Genomic DNA, 21,229 nt, shown 5'->3' with positions numbered 1-21,229 from the left:
ACACGACCCAATGGTGCCATGGAAGTGGGACGGCTTCAGCATGCAGGATCGCCAAATCAACTTAGAGGCCCCTTGGTGGTTCCGGCCAACTAATAACCGTTTCACCGAGGTCATCTACGTGGACTCGGTGGAGCGAGTCGGTGACAGTTGGCGTTCATCAGGGTCAGGCGAATGAAGGGTCTTTCGCTTAACGTGAAACTGGCTGAGAACCTCCCGTGACAGAGTGTCCATGCCAACGGCATGTCCATAGAATCCATCACAGTTCATACACGTATAGCTGATTTCCAGGCTTTTGCTGCGGATTAACCAGGCGTGCTCCACCCACTCGATCAAAAGGTATTCATCAGTGGTGCATTGACTGCACCAAGGACGATCAGTGACCCTCGTTGCCTCCCGAAACCGGAGACGAGTATCTGGTCTGCGACCCACAGCTATACCGCCAACCAGTTTCGTGATTGACCCCAACAAGCATCTCTTGGCCAAGACGCTACCCGGCGAACTGAGAACGGGCCAGGTCGCAGACGCAGGATTGAACATGCAGTCCTTAGACAGCGCTGCTCTTGTCCCCACCACGGAATCAGAGGAGCCATACAATGGACATTGCTGCCAGGACGATGACTAACATGCTCATTTCGAACACGAGCCATTCGGTTGTGATGCCGCGACGCAAGCCGCAAGTGCGGTTCGGTGTTGGGGGTGGGTGAGCAGCCGATCGTCCGTTCATGCGTTGCCTCGACAAACACAGCTGTGTCCACAGTCGATGTGTTGTTCATGAAGTAATGAGTGAAAAATATAACCACTCTGTCACGGGCTGCATGCCGCTCTGGCAACAAGTGCATTGGACCCCCACGTCTAAACCGATTAAGGCGCTACCGGGTCCGGGGCAACAACTGCTCTATCCGCAGTATAAATCTCAATGCCCCACCTTGTCACGGAAAATCTCTCGTTGGCAGCTGCAACCGTGCCCCTTCCAGTCGATTGGAACTATTGCCTCCATCGACGGTGCATCGTACCGTGGAGGGAAGACCTTGGGAGTCGGGCCCGGGAAGCCGGGCGTCAAGATTGGCGTGTGAAAGCAGCAGGCTGAGCAGCATGTTATCCCGCTGATTCAGGTCTTTGGACAATGATGTCCGCCGAATAGATCCGGAGACCACGATGACAGATTCGAGAAGTAAACCAGTAGAAATTTCTGTGCACTTTGGCCCTGACGAATGGAACGAAACGGGTTTGGCTGCGTTGGTGGCTTCCTATCAGGACATGATCCAGGCCATGGGAGCGCCTGCGAAGGACACTGTTACACACGTCGACAAACAAGAGGACGGTTCCGTCCGCATTCGCGTCAGCTGGGATCGCCGAGGCACCGTCATGCAAACGATGACCGGGAAGGACGCCGCGGGCAGGCTTGTTCCACACGGGAACGAGCCTGGACTCATCATGTATACGGAAGAAGACGGGGCTACATACCTGGAGCTTCCAGGCACGCAACCCCCTGCCCCACCGATTCCTGTTGTGCCGGCTCCTGGACCTGACCCAGCAAACCACCCGGAGAAGAAGTCTTCGGTTCCTTGGACTTGGTTTGCGGGAATTGTTGCCGGCCTGCTGGCAGCCGTTGGGGGTATTGGCTGGTTCCGACGCAAGACCAAAAACAACTGATCACAGCCCAGCACTACTAGCCTTGACGCGTCTTGATTGCCGGCCCATATTCTCCGATGTGCGCCATGCTTCTTACATTCTCGTGAAGCCCTGTGTGGACTCAACGTTGTTCCTCAACCTATATTCACTCGATAGATCATGAGCGCCCGACTCTACCCAAGGATTACCCCCGCTATCCGAATGCTGCCAACTCGACTTCTTGGCGTTTTCTGTGACTTTCCCGGGTGTATGTGGGACATCTAGTTTTTCCCTTGACCGCTTCCTTGGATGTGGCTAGGGTCAAAAATAGGTGCTGAGAGGGGTATGTCTGCCCCGGCCCCAGCAGTGTTGCCTATGGACTTGATACGGCGTAAAGGGGCTTCTGGCATGTATCAACAACAACGACAGGATCTCGTTCCACACCGCGCCCTTCCACACAGCACCGAGAGTCGCAGGTGCCGTCTGCACGGTTACGCGTTCCAGGAACGCCCCATGCACCGATCGCCAGACACTGACTGCACCACGGCATTGGAACACTATTCATTGAACGCGGCGAAATCAAATGAACCAGCCACCTCTCCGATCATGATCGATGGCAAGGCCCTTCAGAAATACCCGGGGATTCGACGGCGGTCACTCTGGCCGTGTTGTCGAAAAAGGCATCCCGGCAATCGCCTTGTTCACCATAAATCGCTTCCGCACCCCAAATTACGTGACGCAGAGGCGCAGACGAACGATCGATTTCCTCAAACAGAGTCTGAGTTTGACTGACGGTGTCCTTGCATGACTAAGCGAAGAAGGATGAAAAATGTTTAAGCGACCACGCAGTGAAGCGGCCAACGATGTTGCGGCCGTTGTCTATGGGATCGACCGGATGGTGAAGAACGTCGAGACGGGGCGCTTCGAGCGGAGTTTGGCGGGCTTGAGCGCTATTGGAGCACTGGTTACCTCAGCCGAGATTTATTTTGAACACGACAGCGCCAGCTTTGGCAACAAGTGGATGTGGGTTCCTGTTGCCCTCGGTCCGGTAGGGGCAGCGGCGGGCTTCGCCGGGGTATTTAGCCGCCGTATGGCAAAGACCGTGCTGCCTGTGGTCTCTGCGATTATCGTTGCCAACGGTCTGCAGGGCACTTATCTGCACGCACGAGGCATCCACCAAAAGCCTGGGGGCTTCAAGAATTTTCGCTACAACATGGAGATGGGGCCACCTTTGATGGCGCCGCTGTTGGTAACCATGGTGGGCGGGATGGGGATTCTGGCGGCGGTTTTGAGGCGGGAGAAATGAGCAGCCTCCCATTGGACCCCAGTGCCGGGGGAGGACGGTTCCCGGGTTTCGATGTGATGGGCCAGGAAAATCATTGGGATGAGGTGACAAGCGCCGTCGTCGTTTCGCGGTTGGGCATGCCGCCGGATATCCGCTTCTTTAACGCCGCCGAGGAGGCGACTGCCACGGCCCTGTGCGATCAGTTACTTGACCAGCGCGAACCGCCACGGGTGCCGGTGGTCAACATGGTTGATGCGCGGCTGGCTGAGGATCAGACGGACGGTTGGCACTACGAAGGGATGGCCCCCGATGGGCAATCGTGGCGCGATTCCCTGTCCGCGCTCGACGAGGATGCCATGGCGCACAGCGGTTGTGCCTTTGCTGAGGCTGCGTGGGAGGCCCAGACAGCAATTCTTCAGGCAGTCCAAGATTTGGGGTCCGAGGATTGGCATGGAATCCCGGCATCACGGGTGTGGAGTCTGTGGACCCGCTACGCATGCACAGCGTTCTACTCCCACCCGTGGGCGTGGGAAGAGATAGGATTCGCCGGTCCCGCCTATCCGCGCGGCTACAAAAATATCGGCGTGAACAAGCTGGAACCGTTCGAGGTCGCCGACGCCCATCCTGCTCAGGACCCACTGCGAAAGGGAACCTCATGAACCGCGTCCGGGAACGTAACGAATCGGCTTGGCTGCTGCCGGCCGGGCCCGGCATCAACCACCGTCTGCGTGATGACATGCGCATATTTGATGACAGCGACGAGGTTGACGTTGTCATTGTTGGGTGTGGTGCTGGCGGCTCAACGATGGCGCAGCGTCTGGCCCGGGCTGGCTGGAGTGTTGTGGCCATGGACGCTGGCCCGTTTTGGGATCCGGAGAAGGATTGGGTCTCGGACGAAGCAGGTTCCCACCACTTGTATTGGACGGAGCCGCGTGTGATCGGTGGGGCGGATCCGGTGCCGCTGGGGTCCAACAACTCCGGCCGTGGGGTGGGCGGTTCGATGATTCATTACGCCGGCTATGCTCCACGGTTCCACCCCAGTGACTTTCGCATTCACAGCACAGACGGAGTCGGGGCAGACTGGCCGCTGGAATACAACGACCTCAAACCGTACTACGCGGACATTGAAGAGGAACTGCCGGTGGCCGGAGATGACTGGCCGTGGGGGGACCCCCACTCATACCCGCAGCGTCCGCACCCGGTGTCCGGCAATGGCGACATGTTCCTCCGCGGCGCCCTCGCGTGCGGGATCACCGCCAAAGTGGGGCCTGTGGCTATCAGCAACGGCCGTTTCGGCAACCGTCCGCACTGCATTTACCGCGGTTTTTGTTTGCAGGGCTGCAAGGTGAACGCCAAAGCCTCTCCACTGATTACGCATATTCCGGATGCGCTGGCGCATGGGGCCGAGGTCCGTGCGGACTCGATGGTCACACGGATCGAGGTGGATGAGCACACCGGCAAAGCGACCGGCGTGCACTACAACCGGCGGGGGCGCCAACGCTTCCAGCAGGCCAAGACGGTGGTTGTTGCAGGCTACTCGATCGAGACACCGCGGCTGCTGCTCAATTCAACATCCACCCGATTCCCCGAGGGCTTGTGCAACGACTTCGACTTGGTGGGCCGCTACTTGATGGTCCAAGGAGCACCGCAGACCGCCGGACGCTTCGATGACGAGGTCAGGATGTTCAAGGCGCCCCCGCCGGAAGTCAGCACCGAAGAATTCTACGAAACGGACCCTAGCAAGGACTACAAGCGGGGCTTTTCGATCCAAACGGTGTCACCACTGCCCATCACCTGGGCTGAGCATGTCGCCGCACAAGGACACTGGGGCGCCAGGTTACGCCAGTACATGAGCGACTACGTGCACTGGTCCTGCCTCGGGGCACTGTGCGAGTTCCTGCCGCTGCCCGAGAACCGGGTTGTGTTGTCCAGCGAGTTGGACCGCCATGGGCTGCCCGTGGCCCAGTTCAACTACTCCCGGTGCGAGAATGACCGGGCGCTGATGAAGGCAGCCCAATCCGTGATGGAGGAAATGCTGAAGGCTGCCGGGGCGGATGAGGTCATCACCATCAACCGCTATGCCCACCTTGTCGGGGGGGCACGGATGGGAGCCGATGAACACAGCGGCGTGGTCGACGGCGACTGTCGCAGCTTCGCCGTACCGAACCTGTACATCACCGATGGAAGCGTGCTGCCCACTGAAGGCAGCGCGAACCCGGCGCTGACCATCATGGCCATCGCGGCCCGAGTCGCCGACAGGATGACCGGCGGCAACCATGCAACGCAAGGAGACCGGTCATGATGGACGCCATCATCGACCATGTAGAGACCAGGGTGTACACGGTTCCCACCGACAGTCCTGAAGCGGACGGCACCATCGCGTGGGATTCGACCACCATGGTGCTGGTGCGTATCAGCTCAGGCGGCACTACCGGAATGGGCTGGACCTATGGTGCGCCGGCCTGCGGGCAGGTCGTCAGCGACGTTCTGGCACCAATCATCACGGGACGAAGTGCGCTGGACATTGGTGGCTGCTGGGAGGCAATGGTCAAGGCGGTACGCAATAGTGCCCGGCAGGGCGCCATTGGATACGCTATTTCCGCAGTGGACATCGCACTGTGGGACCTGAAGGCACGGTTGCTGGAACTGCCACTGCACAAACTGCTAGGCGCTGTCAGGGACAAAGTCCCGGTCTATGGCAGCGGCGGCTTCACCACCTACACACCCCAACAGTTGGAAGACCAGCTGGGCGGCTGGGCCCATGAACAACACATCCCCCGCGTGAAAATCAAAATCGGTGAATCGTGGGGCACCGAACCGGAACGGGACCTCGCCCGAATGCGCCAGGCACGGCACGTGAGCGGCGAGGACGTTGAACTTTTCGTCGACGCCAACGGCGGCTACACACGCAAACAAGCCATCCGCGTTATGGAAGCTGCCAACGATCTTGATGTGCGCTGGTTTGAAGAGCCCGTCTCCTCGGATGACTTGGCTGGGCTGCGTGAAATCCGTGATGCGATCAGCGCTGACGTCACGGCCGGTGAATACGGGTTCGATCTGGTGTATTTCCGCCGCATGTGCGATGCGCAGTCCGTGGACTGCCTCCAAATCGATGCCTCCCGGTGCGGAGGCATCACCGAATGGCTGCGTGCAGCCGCCGTTGCCGCCTCCCACGGGTTGGAGGTGTCCGGGCATTGCGGCCCCCACCTCCACGCCCACGTCGCCGCCGCAACACCGAATCTGCGCCACCTTGAGTGGTTCCACGACCACGTGCGAATCGAGACAATGTTCTTTGACGGGACCTTGAATCCCCAAGGCGGCACCATCACCCCCGACAGTTCAGCCCCGGGCAACGGACTGACCCTGCGTAGCAGCGACATCGAAGAATTCCGGGTGCGATAGGAACGCAGCAACCAGCAAGGAGCAGCTATGAAAACGGCACCCTCAGGACGCCAAATCGAACTCCGCCGCGGCGAGCAGCGGGTCGTCGTGACCGAAGTGGGCGCGGGTCTGCGAACGTACATGGCAGGCACACGCCCGGTCATCGACGGCTACCAGGAGAGCGAACGGTGCACGGGAGCGCGCGGGCACTCGCTGATCCCTTGGCCCAACCGCATCAAGGCCGGAAAGTACAGCTGGAGGGGTGTCGAACAGCAACTTGACCTCACCGAACCGGCGTTCAACGGCGCCATCCACGGCCTCACCCGTTGGGCCGCCTGGCAGCTGCTCGAGCACGAGGACGACCATGCCTCCTTCGGACACGTCCAGTACGCCTGCCCTGGCTGGCCGTGGGTGCTTGAGTGCCGGATTGACTACAGCCTGGATGACACCGGATTGACAGTGCGCACCACCGCAACAAACCTCAGTGATAGTCCGGGCCCGTACGGCGCCGGCGCGCATCCCTACCTCAGCGTTGGAACCCCGAGCATCGACATGGCGCAGGTACGCGTTCCCGGCTCGCTCTACCTTCCCGTGGATGAGGTGGGCATTCCCACCGGACGGGAACCTGTTCAGGGCACCCACTACGACTTGCGTAACGAGGAGCTGTTGGGCGGGCGGAAAATCGATGTGGCCTATACGGATTTGGGACGCGACTCCGACGGCCGAGCCCGGGTCAGGCTTTCAGTGCCCGACGGACCGGCCGTAGCGCTGTGGGCTGATGAGGGGTACCCATACCTTGAAATCTTTACCGGCGACTCCCTGCCCCAGCCCGGGCGCAGGCGTTCCGGCCTCGGGGTGGAACCCATGACGTGCGCGCCGAACGCTTTCAATTCCGGGGATGGTCTGCTTACTCTTGAGCCGGGCCAGGAACACAGTGCATGCTGGGGGATCGAACCCTATGCTTAGGAACACAGGGCACACCGGACCCCGCCACGGGTGGGATTAACCGTGGGCAGCCGGGAGCCGGGCCTATTCACTTCGGCGGAACGCTTGCGAGACAAAATCCGTTCGACGTTCTGGGTCGTGCCGGCACTCTGTGTCCTCGTCTCGATTGCCTTTGCGCTGGTCCTGATCACCGTGGATCAGTGCCTGGACACGAACAACGGTGCCGAGTTTTTTTACCCTGGGGGACCCGACGGCGCACGCAGCCTGCTGTCCTCCGTCGTGACGGCCATGATTTCCTTTACCGGGTTGGTTTTCTCCATCACTATCGTGGTGCTCCAACTCACCAGCGGACAGTTCTCCCCCCGCGTGCTGCGGTTTTTCCTGCGGGATAGGACCGTAAGGTTCTCGCTTGGCATCTTTATCGCCACATTTGTCTACGCCATGATGGTGGAGCGGTCGGTGGTGGGGGCCACCGGACAAGCGCCTTTCGTACCGCGGATCGCCGTGAGCACCGCGTTCATCTTCGTGCTCGCCAGTGTATGTTTCTTCATCGGCTATCTGGCCCGGATTGCCAACATGGTCCGGGTGGCGACCATCGTGACCGAGCTCGGCGCTGAAGCGCGACACACCCTGGATGAACGCTATGGCCCGAACCCACGCGCCGCGGCCTCCTCCGCAGCAGACCCCGCCTCCGGAGTCGGGGAGGTGAAGGCGGCTGCCGGGCACAAGGTTGTGGTGGCACTGGAGGCCGGGGTGGTGGTCGCAGTCAATGAAGCCCGACTTGTGCAGGCCGCCGAACAAGCAGGGTGTTCGCTGGCCTTGACCGTTCGCATCGGCGATTTCGTCCCAGCCGGAGCGCCTCTGTGTGTTGTCACCCAAGGCCCGGGCAACACGGTTGGGGAGACGGCCCGCCGTGGGCACTCGCTCGATGAGCAAATTCTCGAGCACATAGCCCTGGACTCCGAACGGACCTCAGAGCAAGACCTGGCTTTTAGCTTTCGCCAGCTGGTCGACATAGCAGAGCGGGCTCTGTCCCCAGCTGTCAACGACCCCACAACGGCGTGTCAATGCTTAGATATCCTCCACGACCTCTTACGCCGTCTGGCCATCCGCCAACTCCCCGACGGACGGTGGGCCGATTCAGGCGCAGTGGTTCGGTTGGTTATACCGCAATATCACTTTGTCGATTTTCTGGATTTGGCCGTCGGCGAGATTTGGCACTACGGTTCCGGAGCCGCCCAGGTGCCGCATCGATTGGCTCTTCTGTTGGAAGACCTCAGCACCGCAGCCCTGCCCGAATACCAGCAGGATCTTCAGCGGTGGGCAGCGCACATATACCCGAACGCTCATGGCTTGGACCCCGTCCCGGACCATGCCAAAAGCCCATAAACCATCACGTACATCCCCTCGTGCTGGCGGATAGCCGGCAGAAAGCAGGTACACCATGAACACGCCACAAGTTGTTGTGATCACCGGGGCAAGCGCCGGCATCGGTCGGGCGACGGCGCAGGCCTTCGGGCGCCGTGGCGCCAAGATCGGATTGCTCGCCCGGGGCCAGGCAGGGCTGGACGGGGCAAAGAAAGACGTCGAGACCGCCGGCGGTCAGGCCCTGGCCATCCCCACCGACGTCTCGGACTACGCACAAGTGGAAGCGGCAGCCGATGCCGTCGAAAAGAAGTTTGGGCCGATTGATGTCTGGATCAACGTGGCCTTCACCTCCGTCTTCGCGCCCTTCCTGAAGATTAGGCCGGAAGAGTTCAAACGCGTGACCGAGGTCTCCTACCTGGGTTTCGTCTATGGTACCCATGTGGCACTCTCCAGGATGGTCCCGGCCGGGCACGGCACCATTGTTCAGGTCGGATCCGCGCTGGGTGCCCGAAGCATCCCGCTACAATCTGCCTATTGCGGAGCCAAGCATGCCGTGAACGGCTTCACGTCCACGATTCGGACCGAACTGCTCCACGATAGATCTGCCGTGCACATCACCATTGTACAAATGCCGGCAGTGAATACACCGCAGTTCTCCTGGGTGCTCTCGCGGCTGCCAAATCATCCACAGCCTGTGCCGCCGATCTACCAACCTGAGGTCGCGGCCCGCGGGGTGGTGTTCGCAGCCGACCACCCCCAGCGAAAGCAGTATTGGGTCGGCGCGTCCACGGTTGGCACTATTTTTGTCAACAAGTTTGCCGCACCAGTGCTGGACCTGTATCTGTCTCGGACCGGGTTTAAGTCCCAGCAAACCGATAGAAAAGCTCCTGCAGACGCTCCCCAGAATCTCTGGGAACCGGCAGACGGAGCTGCCGGCCGTGATTATGGTTCCCACGGAATATTTGATGACAGGGCACACACCCACGCACCCCAGTTGTGGTTCTCTCACCATGCTCGTCTGTCAACTGGTGGTGCGATCGCCGGGGTGGGACTTACGGCCCTGTTAGTGCGCCAGCTGTGCCGATGACACGAAACAAGGACATTGCCTGTACTCACACTTAATTGCTGCGTGGTTCCGGCTGGGCTCACAGCATGGCACACCGTTGGCCGTGTGGCGGCCAGCGCCAGTGTGCCTGCTCTGCTCGTCTAAGTTGTCTCCCATGCCTTCGCAAGCCTGGCCGAGCACTCCAGCATGAGCGCATGGACAAAGGCCTGTGGAAGATTGCCGCGCAGCTGGCGCTGGGTCACGTCGAATTCTTCTGAGTACAGGCCGGGAGGACCGCAAGCGGCCCGGTTCCGTTCAAACCAACGCGTCGCGTCGACTTCACGACCTTGTTGGTGCAGGGCCAGCGCCATGGTGAATCCACAGAGCAGAAAGGCACCCTCGGCATCCTCCAGCGGTCCAGCATCCTGACGGAAACGGTAGAGGAAGCTGTCCACACCGAGTTCCTCCTCCAGGCTTTGCAATGTCACCAAAGTTCGGGGGTCATCCGCCGCGAGCCCTCCGCGAATTGGCGGCAACAAGAGTGCGGAATCGTTGCGTTCATCGTCGGGGGCCCGCTGCCATCGTCCGGTGGAATGCGTTGAGGTGGTGGCGGTCTCCGCGAGAATCCCCTCGGCCAGTGCCAACCAGCTGCCGATGCGCCCGCTGGGTGCACACTGTTTGCTGATCGCCCGCAGCCCGGCGACGCAGATGAGTCGGCTTTCCGTCCAGTTCTTGTCATCGAGTTCCCATATCCCTGCCTCGGGATCCTGCCAGCGGGCCGCGATGGCGTTAGCTGCTGTCTCAGCTGCTCGCCAGCCGTCGGCATCAAGGTGGTCGTGGCTGGCTGCGGCTGAGAACAGCAACAATGACTCCCCCAGGGCATCGAGCTGGAATTGCGCGTTGACATGGTTGCCAGCGATATCCGATCCACCGGGGTAGCCGGACAGTTTTAGCATCCGTTGGTCAGGGACCGGACCGCCGATGGTGGTGTAGGCCGGCTTCAGGTTGGGTCCGTCTTCCAGCAGCCGCTCTGAAACGAATCGGACCGCATCATCAAGCAGCGGGTGCGGGCCGGCGGCCGCGACGGCTTCCCCGGTGAAGCACTGGTCCCTGATCCACACATATCTGTAGTCGTAGTTGCGGCCTTGTTTGGCCCGCTCCGGCAAACTCATGGTCGCCGCAGCGACCATGCCGCCACCGGAGCTGGTCAGTCCTCGCAGGACCGCGTAGGCGTGGCGGGCATCTCGGGGAGTAAGAGTCTCGGCAAGGTCGGGAACCGCGTCCTTCCACGCAGCCGCCGTACTTTTCCAGGCCGTGTCAGGATCAACTAGTTCCGCGGGCAGCTCCCCTTCGCTGAGTTCCAGCACAAAGTCATGGTGTTCACCGGCCCGAACAGTGAGATCCATGGACAGGGCCGGTGATCCGTTGCCGGTGGCTGGGCGAGCATCGTCGGCCCCTAGCCACCGCACTCGCAATGAACCCGTGCGTCCTGTCCAGATCCCATCCTCGCATGCCAAGGAACGAAGGCCGCTGTGGCCAAACCCAGCCCTGGGGTCCAGGACAACGCGGACGTGAGCATCGCCGTCTACCGCCACAACCCGGCGCAGCACCACAGCCCGGCCAGGCTCTGCGGGAAACGCCAGCGCCTCCCGGCACTCGATAATGCCGGTCTCGGTGACCCACCGGCTATGCCAGACCAGTGTCCCTTCTTCGTAGTAGCCGCCCCAAACGAACCGGCCACGGGGCGTGATGGCGTAGTTGCCATGGCCGCCTATTAGGGAGGAAAAGACCGCATCGGAGTCCCAACGCGGAACACACATCCAGACAAAATCACCTTTGGGCCCGACGAGGATCCCACGTTCCCCGTCGGCTATCAGCGCGTACTCCCGCAGCACGTGTGGTGCGAATTGCCAGTCTTCTTTCGACTTCACCACTTTAATTCATCCTTGCTTCCGTTGTTCCCGTGAAATGCCACTCCTGCTATTTGTCATGGTCTTCGTGCTTGTTTCCTTGGCCGATGTGAAGTTTGCCCTTGACGCGTTCAATGCCTTCAGACACGAGGGCTTCGGCGGAATCACGGATGACGCCGAGTTCAAACGGGTCCCCCTTCAGGAGCGCTTCACCGGTATTTTTCGCATATTCGGCCGTGATGTGCGGTGGAAGCGGGGGGACGCTCCTGCTCGTGTAGGCATCGATGAGAGTGATGCCACGGTGCGCGAATGCCGCATCCCAGGCCGCCGCCACGTCGTCGTCGTGTTTAACACGGATCCCCTGAAACCCGAGCAGTTCCGCCCACCCGGCGTAGTCGATGGATTCGACATCTTGGGAGGTCTCCCACACCGGATTCGCATCCTCAGTACGCATCTCCCAGGACACCTGGGTCAGATCATTGTTGTGCAGAACCATGATGATCAGTTGGGGGTTGTCCCATTCCTTCATGTACTTCTTAATCGTGATGAGTTCGTTCATCCCCAGCATCTGGAACGCCCCGTCCCCGATGGTGCAGATAACGGGCCGCTCAGGATAGGCGAACTTTGCCGCCACCGCGTACGGCATGGCCGCCAGCATGGTTGCGAGCCGTCCGGAAAGATCCCCCATCATGCCATTGCGGAAGCGAATATGGTGACCATACCAATCGGCAGTGCTGCCAGCGTCCGCCGTGACAATGGCCTGCGGGGGCAGGCGTTTGTTCAGCTCATGGTAGACACGCCTCGGATTGACCCCGTCCTCGTAGACCAACATCGCCTGGGCTTCCATCTCGTGTTCCCACTCGATCATCTCCTTGGCGACGTTTTCCTGCCACGAAAGATCCGTCTTCGTCTCCAAGTGCGGGATGAGCGCCATCAATGTTGCTTTCACATCGCCCCAGAGATTCAACTCAGTAGGATAACGCAACCCCATTTGTTCCGGCTTCAGATCGACCTGGATCGCCCTGGCCTGCCCGCTCGGCGGCAGGAACTGGCTGTAGGGGTAGTTGGTCCCCAGGAAAACCAGGGTGTCGCAATCCTTCATCTGGTGCATGCTCGGACGGGTACCCAACAAACCCAACTGCTGGCTGTGGTGGGGAACGTCCGAGGGCACCACCTGCTTGGCACGAAGCGTCGTGATCAGGCCGGCACCGGCCAGCCGTGCCGCTTCAAGGACTTCATCGGTTGCGCCGTTGGTGCCATGGCCCACGAGGAACGTCACCTTAGCCCCCGCATTGATGATGGCCGCCGCCTTCACGATCTCGCTCTCAGGGGGAGCGATGGAAAGCGAGGGAGCCACAGCGCTGGAACGCGACACCCAGTTGGCCGGTGAAAGCTCCGCCATCTTCATGCCCTGGACATCATGGGGAAGAACGATCACAGCTGGCCCAAGCCGGACCCGCGCCGTGCGGAACGCAGTGTCAACCACAGCCTGGGCCTGCTCCGGTGAAACGATGGTCTGAACGTACACCGCCACATCGGACAAGGTCCGCTCAAGATTGCTCTCCTGCTGCGTGAACGTCCCCAACGAGGGAAGGCCCTGCTGCCCGATGATGGCGACAACTGGTTGGTTGTCCATCTTCGCATCGTAAAGCCCATTCAACAGGTGAAACGCCCCCGGGCTGGAGGTGGCAATGCACACCCCCACCTCACCGGTGAACTTGGCATGCGCCGTGGCCATCAGCGAACAGATCTCCTCATGGGTAGGACGAACATACTGCAGTCCATCGCCCTCACGTTGGGCCTTGCCAAGAGCACCATCAAACTCCCCAATCCCGTCACCAGGGAACGCGAAAACCCGGCTCACACCCCAGTCCCGAATCCTCTGGATCACAAAATCGCTTACCGTATCCATCTCACACCACTTTCACATTGAATTTCAGTTCCGGCACTGCACAACAGCGCGACTGGCGTAGCTAGGGCTGGCATAAAACGACCCGTAGCCCTCGAGTTGGATACGCTCGACCAGGACGCTGACGGACATCGCATTTCTCGTGATTGGCCCAGCTGCCCTGTGAGTTGCCGCACCCTCCCCGGCAAACCCGTTCCCTACCAGTTTTCTCTCCCACGTGTCAGGCCGCATAGGGTTTGAATGGGGGAATAGTTTGGAGACAGAATCTGGTATCACCGGATCAGCATCGGTATTTGAGGGAAGGGAAGAGTGCGATTGTGGATACATGCGTGAAGCCCCTTTCCACTGTGTCAAATTCATAGGCAACACTGCCGGGACGGGGCAGACATACCGCTGACAACACTTATTTTTGACCCTAGCCACATCCAAAGAAGCGGTCAAGAGAAAAAGGAGATGTACAACATACACACGGGAAAGTCACAGAAATCGCCAAGAAATCGTGTTCACTTCTGCATCGGACAGGGGCGGGAAGACGCACCGAGTCAAGTGGCGCGGGATGGTTTGCCGTGTTTGCTTGGCGGCGCACTCGACAGCAGCTCGGCTGTTGCAAAGAAGCAGGCGACGGCGGCGTCAGCGAAGGCGGCCTTGCGCCGTCGTCCATCGCTGAGCGCCAGAATGACCATCGTCGAGGCATGCAACAAGTCCATAACGGCGCCAGCCCGGTGGAGGAAAGTTGAACGGGGAGCCAAGCCGATGACCGCGGCTTGAAACAGGTGCCGGGCCCCAAGCACGCGGACAACCACTGTGGCTCTGCTGTCGAGCCGGTGCCGGAGAAGTCTGGCGGCGATGAAGTCCGGCCTAGTCAGTTGGCACAGACCGTAACCCGCACGCAGCGGCTCAAGGTACGTCATCACTTGAACCTGTTAGCCAGACAGCTGCTTCGGGGGTGGCAACCCGGAAACTGAAGGACTGTTCGAGATAGAGGTGGACAGAATCTGCGTCGTGGTAGTTGTATCCTACGGACAGGTCTTGGCCGGACTCAAAGAGGAAGTCACCGCCGCGCAGGCTGATGACGATCGCACCACTGACTCCGGGTGCCCAGACAAGAGGACCGCCAAGGATGTTTCGCAGATGCTCGGAAAGCAGGTAGCCGCCGCGTTCGGTGAATTCCATGACGGCTGTGTAGTGGCCAGGGCCCATGGCCATCCCAAACGGTCCGGCAATACCATTTCGTAGGAGCATGGCAACGGCTTTGGCCGCTCGTTTAGGGTAGTCATTGAAATCCTTGACCCGCGGTATGTGAGGATTCGTCGACGCGTCGGTGACTCCTGCGAAGGAGGCTTGCGGCCAGCCGTGCAGTACGGCAATGTTCTCCATGCTGGCCATGCGGACTGCTGCGTCGTCAAGGCTGTGAAGATCGACGTCGGCTGCGCCCGCATCGTTCGCCGACAGTTCACTTCTGTCCACACTAAAGTCCGAACGAACCTCAACCAATGCCAAAGTGCGGCGACGGTGTGCCGTTATGCCGCTTCCGAAAGGGCCCTGGATCGGTTCGATGCGACCCAAATTGGTTGCCGAGTGTTCCCATCCCAAAGGGCCGGCGAAGTCGACCAGCTTCCTGGCGCCCAATGCCACCATCAAACGCTCTCGGGCTTCCTTGTCCAAAAGCTCCCAACCTTTGTCGGAGATGGGGGCATGTTCGCGAAGCAGGTGGGTTTGAGTCATGGTCGGCACTCCCTCAGACTTCCGATTCCCAGTGACGCGTCTGCGCGCGACGGCGACTCCGTGGTCGAGCTGCCTGACGCAGCTGCTGCCTCGGCAGCCTCGCCATTTACAACAACGTCGCCTTCTTGGAAAAGGATTCCGCGGGCTATGCTGCGCCACTTCGGTTTGGTTCGCAGCAGGAATTCCAATTCCATGCTGAAGTGTTTGTACTCCTCGCCCAATGAATCTTCCATGATTGCCCGTGACGCTGCATCAGTTTCCACAGATATACGTTGTTCGTACCAGCCGATGGCCTCAGCCTCCTCTGTGAGGTTGGCACACATGCGGGCAAACGTCCGCGTTTTGGCGGAGAGTTCAGCTGGCGGTTCGTGGTACTGGTCAAAGCCCATCGGTGGCCCTCCTCAATGTCCCTGAATTCCGATCATACGCCGCGGAGGCACTCAGCGTCAGCAGCGATTTCGTGGGTACTTTGGCGAACCTTCTTGAACGTCGGACATGCTGCTATGCCCAAACCGTCGAGTGAATGGTGTTGTTGATTCAAGCACTCATCGTTGAGTCAATCCAGTCTTGTTCTCCGCGTGCGACCGGCATGGTGTCCGTGGCGTACAGGTGCGGAATGTGCGAGGCCTTATTCGCCCATGGAGCCACTGTGCAGAGCGTTGCCAAACTGCTGACCAACTAGTCCTGTGCCATCGAACCCCTTGAGTCCATGTCCTCCAACATCCTCGTCGGAAACTAGCGCTCGAAGCGTGTCTCCACAGCATGCACATCCACATTGTGCAGCAGATTCTCGGCGACATCGCGCAGTTTCTGGTTGCGGGATGACGCAGCCCTGCTGAGAATCTCAAATGCATCGGCCTGTGAGCAGTGCTGCTGACCCATGATGACCCCCACAGAAAGATCGATGGCTGTCCGCGATTTCATGGCTTCATAAAGCTCGTCAACCAGCTGTTGCTTAGAACCGATTCGCACGGCTAGGCGCAAGGCCTTTTGTGCTTGGGCAGCGTACTGCTGAGCCCTGGCAACCAGGCCTTCGTTAAAGAAAGACGTCTCAGACGAGAAGAAATTGAGTGATGCACTTGCCTCATGCTCCAAGGTAAGTGGAACGGCCAGAACGCTGTGCACGCCCTCCTTCAGCAAGTTCTGGGCGTATTCGGGCCACGTTTTGTCGCTCGCGGTATCCGAAATGACAACGGTGCGTCCCTCACGCAGCGCTGTCATGCAGGCACTATGTGCCATGTACTCCTGAATCTCATTCAAGGCCCGCGCGCGGTTAGTATTTCCTGCTCCTGTCAGCACCTTTCTGCGGCGGTACAGAGTGATGGCACAGTCCAATCGCGGTTGACCGTTGAAAGCTGCAAGGCCCCCTGAATACTCAGCGAGCTCCTGAAGGAAGTCGCCAACGTCAAGGCTGTCCAAGACCATGTCCTGCAGTTGTGTGGAGATGGTTGGCTCCGCGTCGTCACGGGCGGGCCACAAGCGCGCGCTCGGCCTCCCTGAATCATGACCCTGCAGAGGGTGTTTACCCTCGGATGCCATCGTCCTCATTTACAACCCCTTGCCCAGTGAACGATGTTTATGCAAAAGACCGTTCGATGATTCATAATCCTGCACCCGCGCTCTCGTCCTGCCCAGGGCTGTGCGACTGAACAGAGAGTTCATCCAACCATGGCGATCGGAACTAGCCCTTGCAGACATGGCCGAGCAAACGCCGGGCAAAGGGGGAGGTCCGCCGGTGCCGTCACAATGAATTTAGCAATGGACGTTGCACGGACCAGATTTGTCGCACGTACGGAATCAAGGACACTGCCGTCCTGCAGGCTGGTCAACGCAGTTCTTTCGATATGCCGTGCCAATGAGAGATTCACGTGCACTGAAAAACCCAGCGAACCACAACGTCGAATAATGGGGACTAGAGCGGCGCAACTGTCAGGCGTTAGGCAGCCGGTGACTTTTAGTTCCGCCCACCGAACGTCTATGCCTAATGAAGCTATGATCCGTAGTCTGTGGAACATGTGAACCCCCAGGTTTCAGTGTCAACGTCGTTGATAACACTGCCGGGTCCGGGGCAAATACGCTCAAAATGGCGTATGTATTTAAGTCGCGTTCAACCCCCATGCTAGAGAATTGAAGATTGTCCTGTCAATGACACGCGTTGCCTCATTCGATTACCTCCGCTTCGACGTCGTCTGGCCGGCTTGGTGCTGGCGAAAACCAGCCGCTGATCATTCGGGTAAAGTTGTCAACCGATTTCTATGGACCGCCACGAGTACTCGGTGGATGCAGGATTGGTTTGAGGGGTGGGCCTCCGAACCTCGACTCGTCACGGTACTCCGCTGTCAGTTACCGACGGGCAGCAGCGATGGACAGTTTTCAGCTTCTGTTATGTTTCAGCATTCCAGCTGGTTTTCTGCCGGTAAGATCCTTCTTCTCTCAGTGCCCGATTGGTGGTGGCGGAACGTGATCAGCCCGACGCCTACGACGCTGTGGTGGCGCAGCACTGGTACGCAGTCCTCGACATGGCACGTCAGCCTGGGTACGAGCGCCGGGCAGCCTCCCTCTACTGTATTGGTGGACTGCGAGGCGGAACGTCTACAGCGGTGTTTCTTCACGAGTGGTTTCCCAGTCTTCCGGACCATTGGAACCGGCAGGGTATTCTTCCAACGGCACGTCGTTGTCGGCCCAAGCCTTAACTACCGGTTCGATGATCCGCCAGCACTCCACCGCCGTGTCGCCGCGGACAAAGAACATCGCGTTGTCAGTCAGCACGGCCTTGAGTACTTCACCATAGGGGAGCAGATTACTGTCATTGAGTTCAGCCTTGAGTTCGGCACGGTCCAAGCTGTAGACGTCCCCGGGCCCATTGACGTCGATGTCGAGTTGGAGTTTCGCCGGTCCCACACCCATCCGAATCCGTGTCGCTGTCGGAGTTCCGGTGAAACCGGTGGGCAGGTGGGGGATCGGCTTGAACGTGACAATGACTTCCATTTTGTCTTTGCCGAGTGATTTGCCCGAACGAAGGATAAAGGGCACCCCGGTCCACCGAGAGTTCTTGATATCGACCTCGATCTCCGCGAGTGTCTCAGTGTTGTTCTTGCCGTCCACCCCGGGTTCGTCAACATAGTTTGGAACTTTTCGGTCACCGATCTGTCCTGCCGTGTACCGTGCTCGACGGGTCGTCTTGGAATAGTCCGAGCCCACTTCCGCTGCACGCATAACTTCCGCAATCCGGTCCCTGACGTCGCGTTCGTCCAGAGTGGCCGGTTCGTCCATGGCGATGAAGGCCATAATCTGCAGAAGGTGGCTTTGCATCATGTCGCGCAGGGCACCGGTGGAGTCATAGAAGCCGGCGCGTCCTTCCAAGGTGATGTTCTCATCAAAGAAGATCTCCACCTTCTCGATGTGCCGCATATTCCACACCGGCTCCAGGAAGTGGTTTGCGAACCGCAGACCCAAGATGTTGAGGACGGTTCCGGTGCCACGAAAGTGGTCCACACGGTAAATGTGATTCTCCGGCAGCAGCGTCTCCAACGTTTTGTTCAGCTTCCGGGCTGATTCCTGCCCGGAGCCAAAGGGCTTTTCCATCACAAAACGGGTGTGTTCCGGGAGATCATCAGCGTTGAGCAGGTCGCATGCCTTCTCGGTGATGGAAGGTGGCAGTGCAAAGTAGACGGCAACCGGGTGTTTGACGGACTTCAGAACATCGGAGAGTGCACCTTCTGCAGTAACGTCCACTTGGTGGTAGCTGCTGTTCTTGGCCATCGCATCCAACGCGTGTTGGGCCCTCTTGCCAATGGCAGCTCCATCCCCGCCAGAACTGTCGTCAAAGGATTTCTTCACCTGCTCACGCCATTTATCCTGCGACCACTCGTCATAGCCAGCGCCCACCAGCTCAAGCCCTTTGGCGCCGCCCTGAGAGATCAAGCTGGCCAGCCCAGGCAACAACAGTCTCGCCGTAAGGTCGCCGGATGCGCCGAGGATCATCAGGGTCTTTATCTCGTTGCCGTGCTGTTGGGAGTTCTTCGAGGGGGTCATGTTTCCGCCGTCCTGGTAGCTGGTGAGCCGTCCTAGTAGCTGCTGAGCCGATGCTAGCCATGCTAGACCGGCGGTTGATCAGGTGGCTAGACGGACGGGTTGACGCCGGGGGAGTGGTGTCCCACGGGAACAGTGCCAACCTCCTTTGCCGCCCGGAATTGTATTCGTGAAGTTTCCCATCCCATTACCCATCTCTTTCCAGTGCGTCTGGCCTACTTAAAGGTAAAATATCCGATGCTGGACTTCGGACGCGCGGGGGAGCAGCCCCCATTTACCAGATAGGCGTGGGAGGCTCCATCGTTATGCAGTGGTTGGCTTGTGGCGTGTCACGAGCTTGTTCTTGTCTTCCAACTCCAACCCGCTGACTTCCGGGAGCAGTGCCTTGACGAACCAGAACGACAGGACGGCAAAGAAGGCAAACCCGGCATAGACGAAGCCAAGGCCGACGGCGGCACTCATGATCGGGAAGAGCAGTGTGACAATGAAATTGAAGATCCAGTTGAAAGCCGTTGCGATACCCAGAGCCAAGCCGCGAATCTTGTTCGGGAATACTTCACCGAGGACCACCCACATCACCGGCCCCCACGTGGCGGCGAAGAAGATGACAAACAGGTTGGCACCGACCAGGGCGATGGGTCCCCACGGTGCTGCGAGGGTCAGTGAATCCCCTGAACCAGTCGCTTGGGAGAACGAGATCGCGGCGGCGACAAGCCCCACGAACATGCCCGCCGAACCCACCAGCAGCAGCAACTTACGCCCAACTTTGTCAACGAAGAAGATGGCGACAAAGGTCAGGGCCACATTGATGATGGAAGTGATGACGGACGTCGTGAAGGAGTCTTCCTGGCTGAAGCCCACCGACTGCCACAACGTAGTGGAGTAGTAGAAGATGGCGTTGATGCCGACCAGCTGCTGAAAGGCAGCCATGCCGATGCCGATCCACAGAATGGGTTGCAGTCCGAAAGCGGGGCCGCGCAAGTCACGATAGGTGGAGCGCTTTTCGTTTTCCAGGCTCTCCTCGATGTCCTTCAGGCGCTGCTCCGGATTTGCCGGGTTGGTGACGCGCTTGATAACTGCAAGGGCGTCCTTGCTCCGGCCCTTGCGGATCAGGAAATGTGGGGACTCGGGAATGGTTAGGGACAGGATGCCGTAGACGACGGCGGGAATGACACCTACCAGCAGCATCCACCGCCACGCAGGCATACCCCACCAGAGCTCGTTGCCGGCACCGCCGGCCGCTCTTGCCAGACCGGCGTCGGAAAGCAGTGCCAGGAAGATGCCCAAGGTGATGGCCAATTGTTGGAGCGAGCTGAGTGCACCGCGCAACTTCGCGGGGGCCATCTCACCGATGTAGGCAGGGGCGATGACTGAGGCGATGCCAATGGCCAGTCCACCAATGATCCTCCATGACATGAGGTCCCAAATGGCGAAGGCGTAGCCTGACCCGATTGAACTGGCCACAAAGAGGGCCGCCGCCAACACCATGACGGGTCTGCGCCCCCAGACATCGGCGAGTTGGCCAGCGAACCAAGCGCCGACGGCACATCCGATCAGTGTGATGGCGACGGTGAACCCGATCGCTGCGGAGCCGAGATTGAAGTCGGACTGGATCGAATTGACGGCCCCGTTGATCACTGAGGTATCAAATCCGAACAGGAGACCACCCAAAGCGGCCGCCATGGTGATGATGATGATTTTACCCAGATGGGGCGTTTTCTCCGCCCCGGGATTTGAGTTCGGCTGCTCTGCTGGACTTGTACCCATGGTGCACCGCGATCCTGGCCCCCTTGGTGGTCAACAGCGCAAGCGGGCCATGCTTGAGCTGTTGCCGTCGGTTGCCATGCGGCTCAGCAACCTTGTGTGGAAATCTACCACTTTGATTAGCAAGGCAACAGGCCGCTCGGTGATTCGTGAATCGCAGTATTGCTAGGAGGCCACCGTGGCTCCTTTTCACATTACTTTACATAATGTAGATTATCGGCGTTCTATCGACAGTCGTTTGGAAGTGCCGAACA

At 59.4% G+C, this 21,229-nt stretch carries 16 protein-coding genes; 8 read left to right on the top strand and 8 right to left on the bottom strand.

What is annotated here, in order from left to right; genetic code table 11:
• Nucleotides 1-1,155 precede the first annotated feature (1,155 nt).
• The 8 genes from Q4P21_RS03120 to Q4P21_RS03085 all read left to right on the top strand — a co-directional run bounded on the left by Q4P21_RS03120 (nucleotide 1,156) and on the right by Q4P21_RS03085 (nucleotide 9,677).
• Nucleotides 1,156-1,653, top strand: coding sequence for a hypothetical protein (locus Q4P21_RS03120; RefSeq protein ID WP_303387399.1), 498 nt, complete (start codon nucleotides 1,156-1,158; stop codon nucleotides 1,651-1,653).
• 787 nt (nucleotides 1,654-2,440) lie between these two features.
• Nucleotides 2,441-2,917 carry a hypothetical protein gene (locus Q4P21_RS03115; protein WP_207345356.1) on the top strand — a complete coding sequence of 159 codons (477 nt, stop codon included), beginning with the start codon at nucleotides 2,441-2,443 and terminating at the stop codon, nucleotides 2,915-2,917.
• Nucleotides 2,914-3,555 carry a gluconate 2-dehydrogenase subunit 3 family protein gene (locus Q4P21_RS03110; RefSeq protein WP_303387398.1) on the top strand — a complete coding sequence of 214 codons (642 nt, stop codon included), beginning with the start codon at nucleotides 2,914-2,916 and terminating at the stop codon, nucleotides 3,553-3,555. Before Q4P21_RS03115 ends, Q4P21_RS03110 begins: the two co-directional genes overlap by 4 nt.
• Entirely contained in the window at nucleotides 3,552-5,198 is a 1,647-nt protein-coding gene (locus Q4P21_RS03105) for a GMC family oxidoreductase (protein ID WP_303387397.1), read from the top strand. The genes Q4P21_RS03110 and Q4P21_RS03105 overlap by 4 nt, the downstream gene beginning before the upstream one ends.
• A complete protein-coding gene (locus Q4P21_RS03100; protein ID WP_303387396.1) occupies nucleotides 5,195-6,298 on the top strand; it encodes an enolase C-terminal domain-like protein in 1,104 nt (367 codons plus the stop codon). The genes Q4P21_RS03105 and Q4P21_RS03100 overlap by 4 nt, the downstream gene beginning before the upstream one ends.
• A 27-nt stretch (nucleotides 6,299-6,325) precedes the next feature.
• Complete coding sequence (locus Q4P21_RS03095; protein ID WP_207345360.1) at nucleotides 6,326-7,243, top strand: aldose 1-epimerase family protein; 918 nt, start codon at nucleotides 6,326-6,328, stop codon at nucleotides 7,241-7,243.
• Between the two features lie 84 nt (nucleotides 7,244-7,327).
• On the top strand, nucleotides 7,328-8,611 hold the full coding sequence (locus Q4P21_RS03090; RefSeq protein ID WP_303387395.1) for a DUF2254 domain-containing protein: 1,284 nt from the start codon (nucleotides 7,328-7,330) through the stop codon (nucleotides 8,609-8,611).
• A 55-nt stretch (nucleotides 8,612-8,666) separates the two neighbouring features.
• On the top strand, nucleotides 8,667-9,677 hold the full coding sequence (locus tag Q4P21_RS03085) for an SDR family oxidoreductase (protein ID WP_303387394.1): 1,011 nt from the start codon (nucleotides 8,667-8,669) through the stop codon (nucleotides 9,675-9,677).
• 119 nt (nucleotides 9,678-9,796) lie between these two features.
• Here Q4P21_RS03085 and Q4P21_RS03080 read toward each other — a convergent pair whose 3' ends face one another.
• The 8 genes from Q4P21_RS03080 to Q4P21_RS03045 form a co-directional block, all read right to left on the bottom strand.
• Nucleotides 9,797-11,566, bottom strand: coding sequence for a glycoside hydrolase family 15 protein (locus tag Q4P21_RS03080; protein ID WP_303387393.1), 1,770 nt, complete (start codon nucleotides 11,564-11,566; stop codon nucleotides 9,797-9,799).
• Nucleotides 11,567-11,615: 49 nt separating this feature from the next.
• Complete coding sequence (locus Q4P21_RS03075) at nucleotides 11,616-13,457, bottom strand: thiamine pyrophosphate-requiring protein (protein ID WP_303387392.1); 1,842 nt, start codon at nucleotides 13,455-13,457, stop codon at nucleotides 11,616-11,618.
• Nucleotides 13,458-13,996: 539 nt separating this feature from the next.
• Nucleotides 13,997-14,365, bottom strand: a complete 369-nt coding sequence (locus Q4P21_RS03070; protein ID WP_303387391.1) for a hypothetical protein — start codon at nucleotides 14,363-14,365, stop codon at nucleotides 13,997-13,999.
• Complete coding sequence (locus Q4P21_RS03065) at nucleotides 14,352-15,179, bottom strand: family 1 encapsulin nanocompartment shell protein (RefSeq protein WP_303387390.1); 828 nt, start codon at nucleotides 15,177-15,179, stop codon at nucleotides 14,352-14,354. The genes Q4P21_RS03070 and Q4P21_RS03065 overlap by 14 nt, the downstream gene beginning before the upstream one ends.
• Nucleotides 15,176-15,568 (bottom strand): hypothetical protein, encoded by a 393-nt coding sequence (locus Q4P21_RS03060; protein ID WP_303387389.1) that lies wholly within the window; start codon nucleotides 15,566-15,568, stop codon nucleotides 15,176-15,178. The genes Q4P21_RS03065 and Q4P21_RS03060 overlap by 4 nt, the downstream gene beginning before the upstream one ends.
• Nucleotides 15,569-15,914: 346 nt before the next feature.
• Nucleotides 15,915-16,598: a GAF and ANTAR domain-containing protein gene (locus Q4P21_RS03055; protein WP_303387388.1), complete on the bottom strand. Its 684-nt coding sequence runs from the start codon at nucleotides 16,596-16,598 to the stop codon at nucleotides 15,915-15,917.
• A gap of 1,173 nt (nucleotides 16,599-17,771) precedes the next feature.
• Nucleotides 17,772-19,214 carry a glucose-6-phosphate dehydrogenase gene (locus Q4P21_RS03050; protein WP_303387387.1) on the bottom strand — a complete coding sequence of 481 codons (1,443 nt, stop codon included), beginning with the start codon at nucleotides 19,212-19,214 and terminating at the stop codon, nucleotides 17,772-17,774.
• Nucleotides 19,215-19,514: 300 nt separating this feature from the next.
• Complete coding sequence (locus Q4P21_RS03045) at nucleotides 19,515-20,978, bottom strand: sugar porter family MFS transporter (protein ID WP_303387386.1); 1,464 nt, start codon at nucleotides 20,976-20,978, stop codon at nucleotides 19,515-19,517.
• Between the last annotated feature and the right edge of the window lie 251 nt (nucleotides 20,979-21,229).

The organism is Arthrobacter sp., assembly GCF_030540645.1.
In the GTDB taxonomy this organism is placed as follows: Bacteria; Actinomycetota; Actinomycetes; order Actinomycetales; family Micrococcaceae; genus Specibacter.
This window is presented reverse-complemented; position numbering and strand designations above follow the sequence as displayed.

Excerpts from the sequence above, each read along its gene's own strand:
- Q4P21_RS03120 (WP_303387399.1), top strand. The coding sequence starts at position 1,156 with ATGACAGATTCGAGAAGTAAACCAGTAGAAATTTCTGTGCACTTTGGC.
- Q4P21_RS03115 (WP_207345356.1), top strand. The coding sequence starts at position 2,441 with ATGTTTAAGCGACCACGCAGTGAAGCGGCCAACGATGTTGCGGCCGTT.
- Q4P21_RS03110 (WP_303387398.1), top strand. The coding sequence starts at position 2,914 with ATGAGCAGCCTCCCATTGGACCCCAGTGCCGGGGGAGGACGGTTCCCG.
- Q4P21_RS03105 (WP_303387397.1), top strand. The coding sequence starts at position 3,552 with ATGAACCGCGTCCGGGAACGTAACGAATCGGCTTGGCTGCTGCCGGCC.
- Q4P21_RS03100 (WP_303387396.1), top strand. The coding sequence starts at position 5,195 with ATGATGGACGCCATCATCGACCATGTAGAGACCAGGGTGTACACGGTT.
- Q4P21_RS03095 (WP_207345360.1), top strand. The coding sequence starts at position 6,326 with ATGAAAACGGCACCCTCAGGACGCCAAATCGAACTCCGCCGCGGCGAG.
- Q4P21_RS03085 (WP_303387394.1), top strand. The coding sequence starts at position 8,667 with ATGAACACGCCACAAGTTGTTGTGATCACCGGGGCAAGCGCCGGCATC.
- Q4P21_RS03075 (WP_303387392.1), bottom strand. The coding sequence starts at position 13,457 with ATGGATACGGTAAGCGATTTTGTGATCCAGAGGATTCGGGACTGGGGT.
- Q4P21_RS03070 (WP_303387391.1), bottom strand. The coding sequence starts at position 14,365 with ATGACGTACCTTGAGCCGCTGCGTGCGGGTTACGGTCTGTGCCAACTG.
- Q4P21_RS03065 (WP_303387390.1), bottom strand. The coding sequence starts at position 15,179 with ATGACTCAAACCCACCTGCTTCGCGAACATGCCCCCATCTCCGACAAA.
- Q4P21_RS03060 (WP_303387389.1), bottom strand. The coding sequence starts at position 15,568 with ATGGGCTTTGACCAGTACCACGAACCGCCAGCTGAACTCTCCGCCAAA.
- Q4P21_RS03050 (WP_303387387.1), bottom strand. The coding sequence starts at position 19,214 with ATGACCCCCTCGAAGAACTCCCAACAGCACGGCAACGAGATAAAGACC.
- Q4P21_RS03045 (WP_303387386.1), bottom strand. The coding sequence starts at position 20,978 with ATGGGTACAAGTCCAGCAGAGCAGCCGAACTCAAATCCCGGGGCGGAG.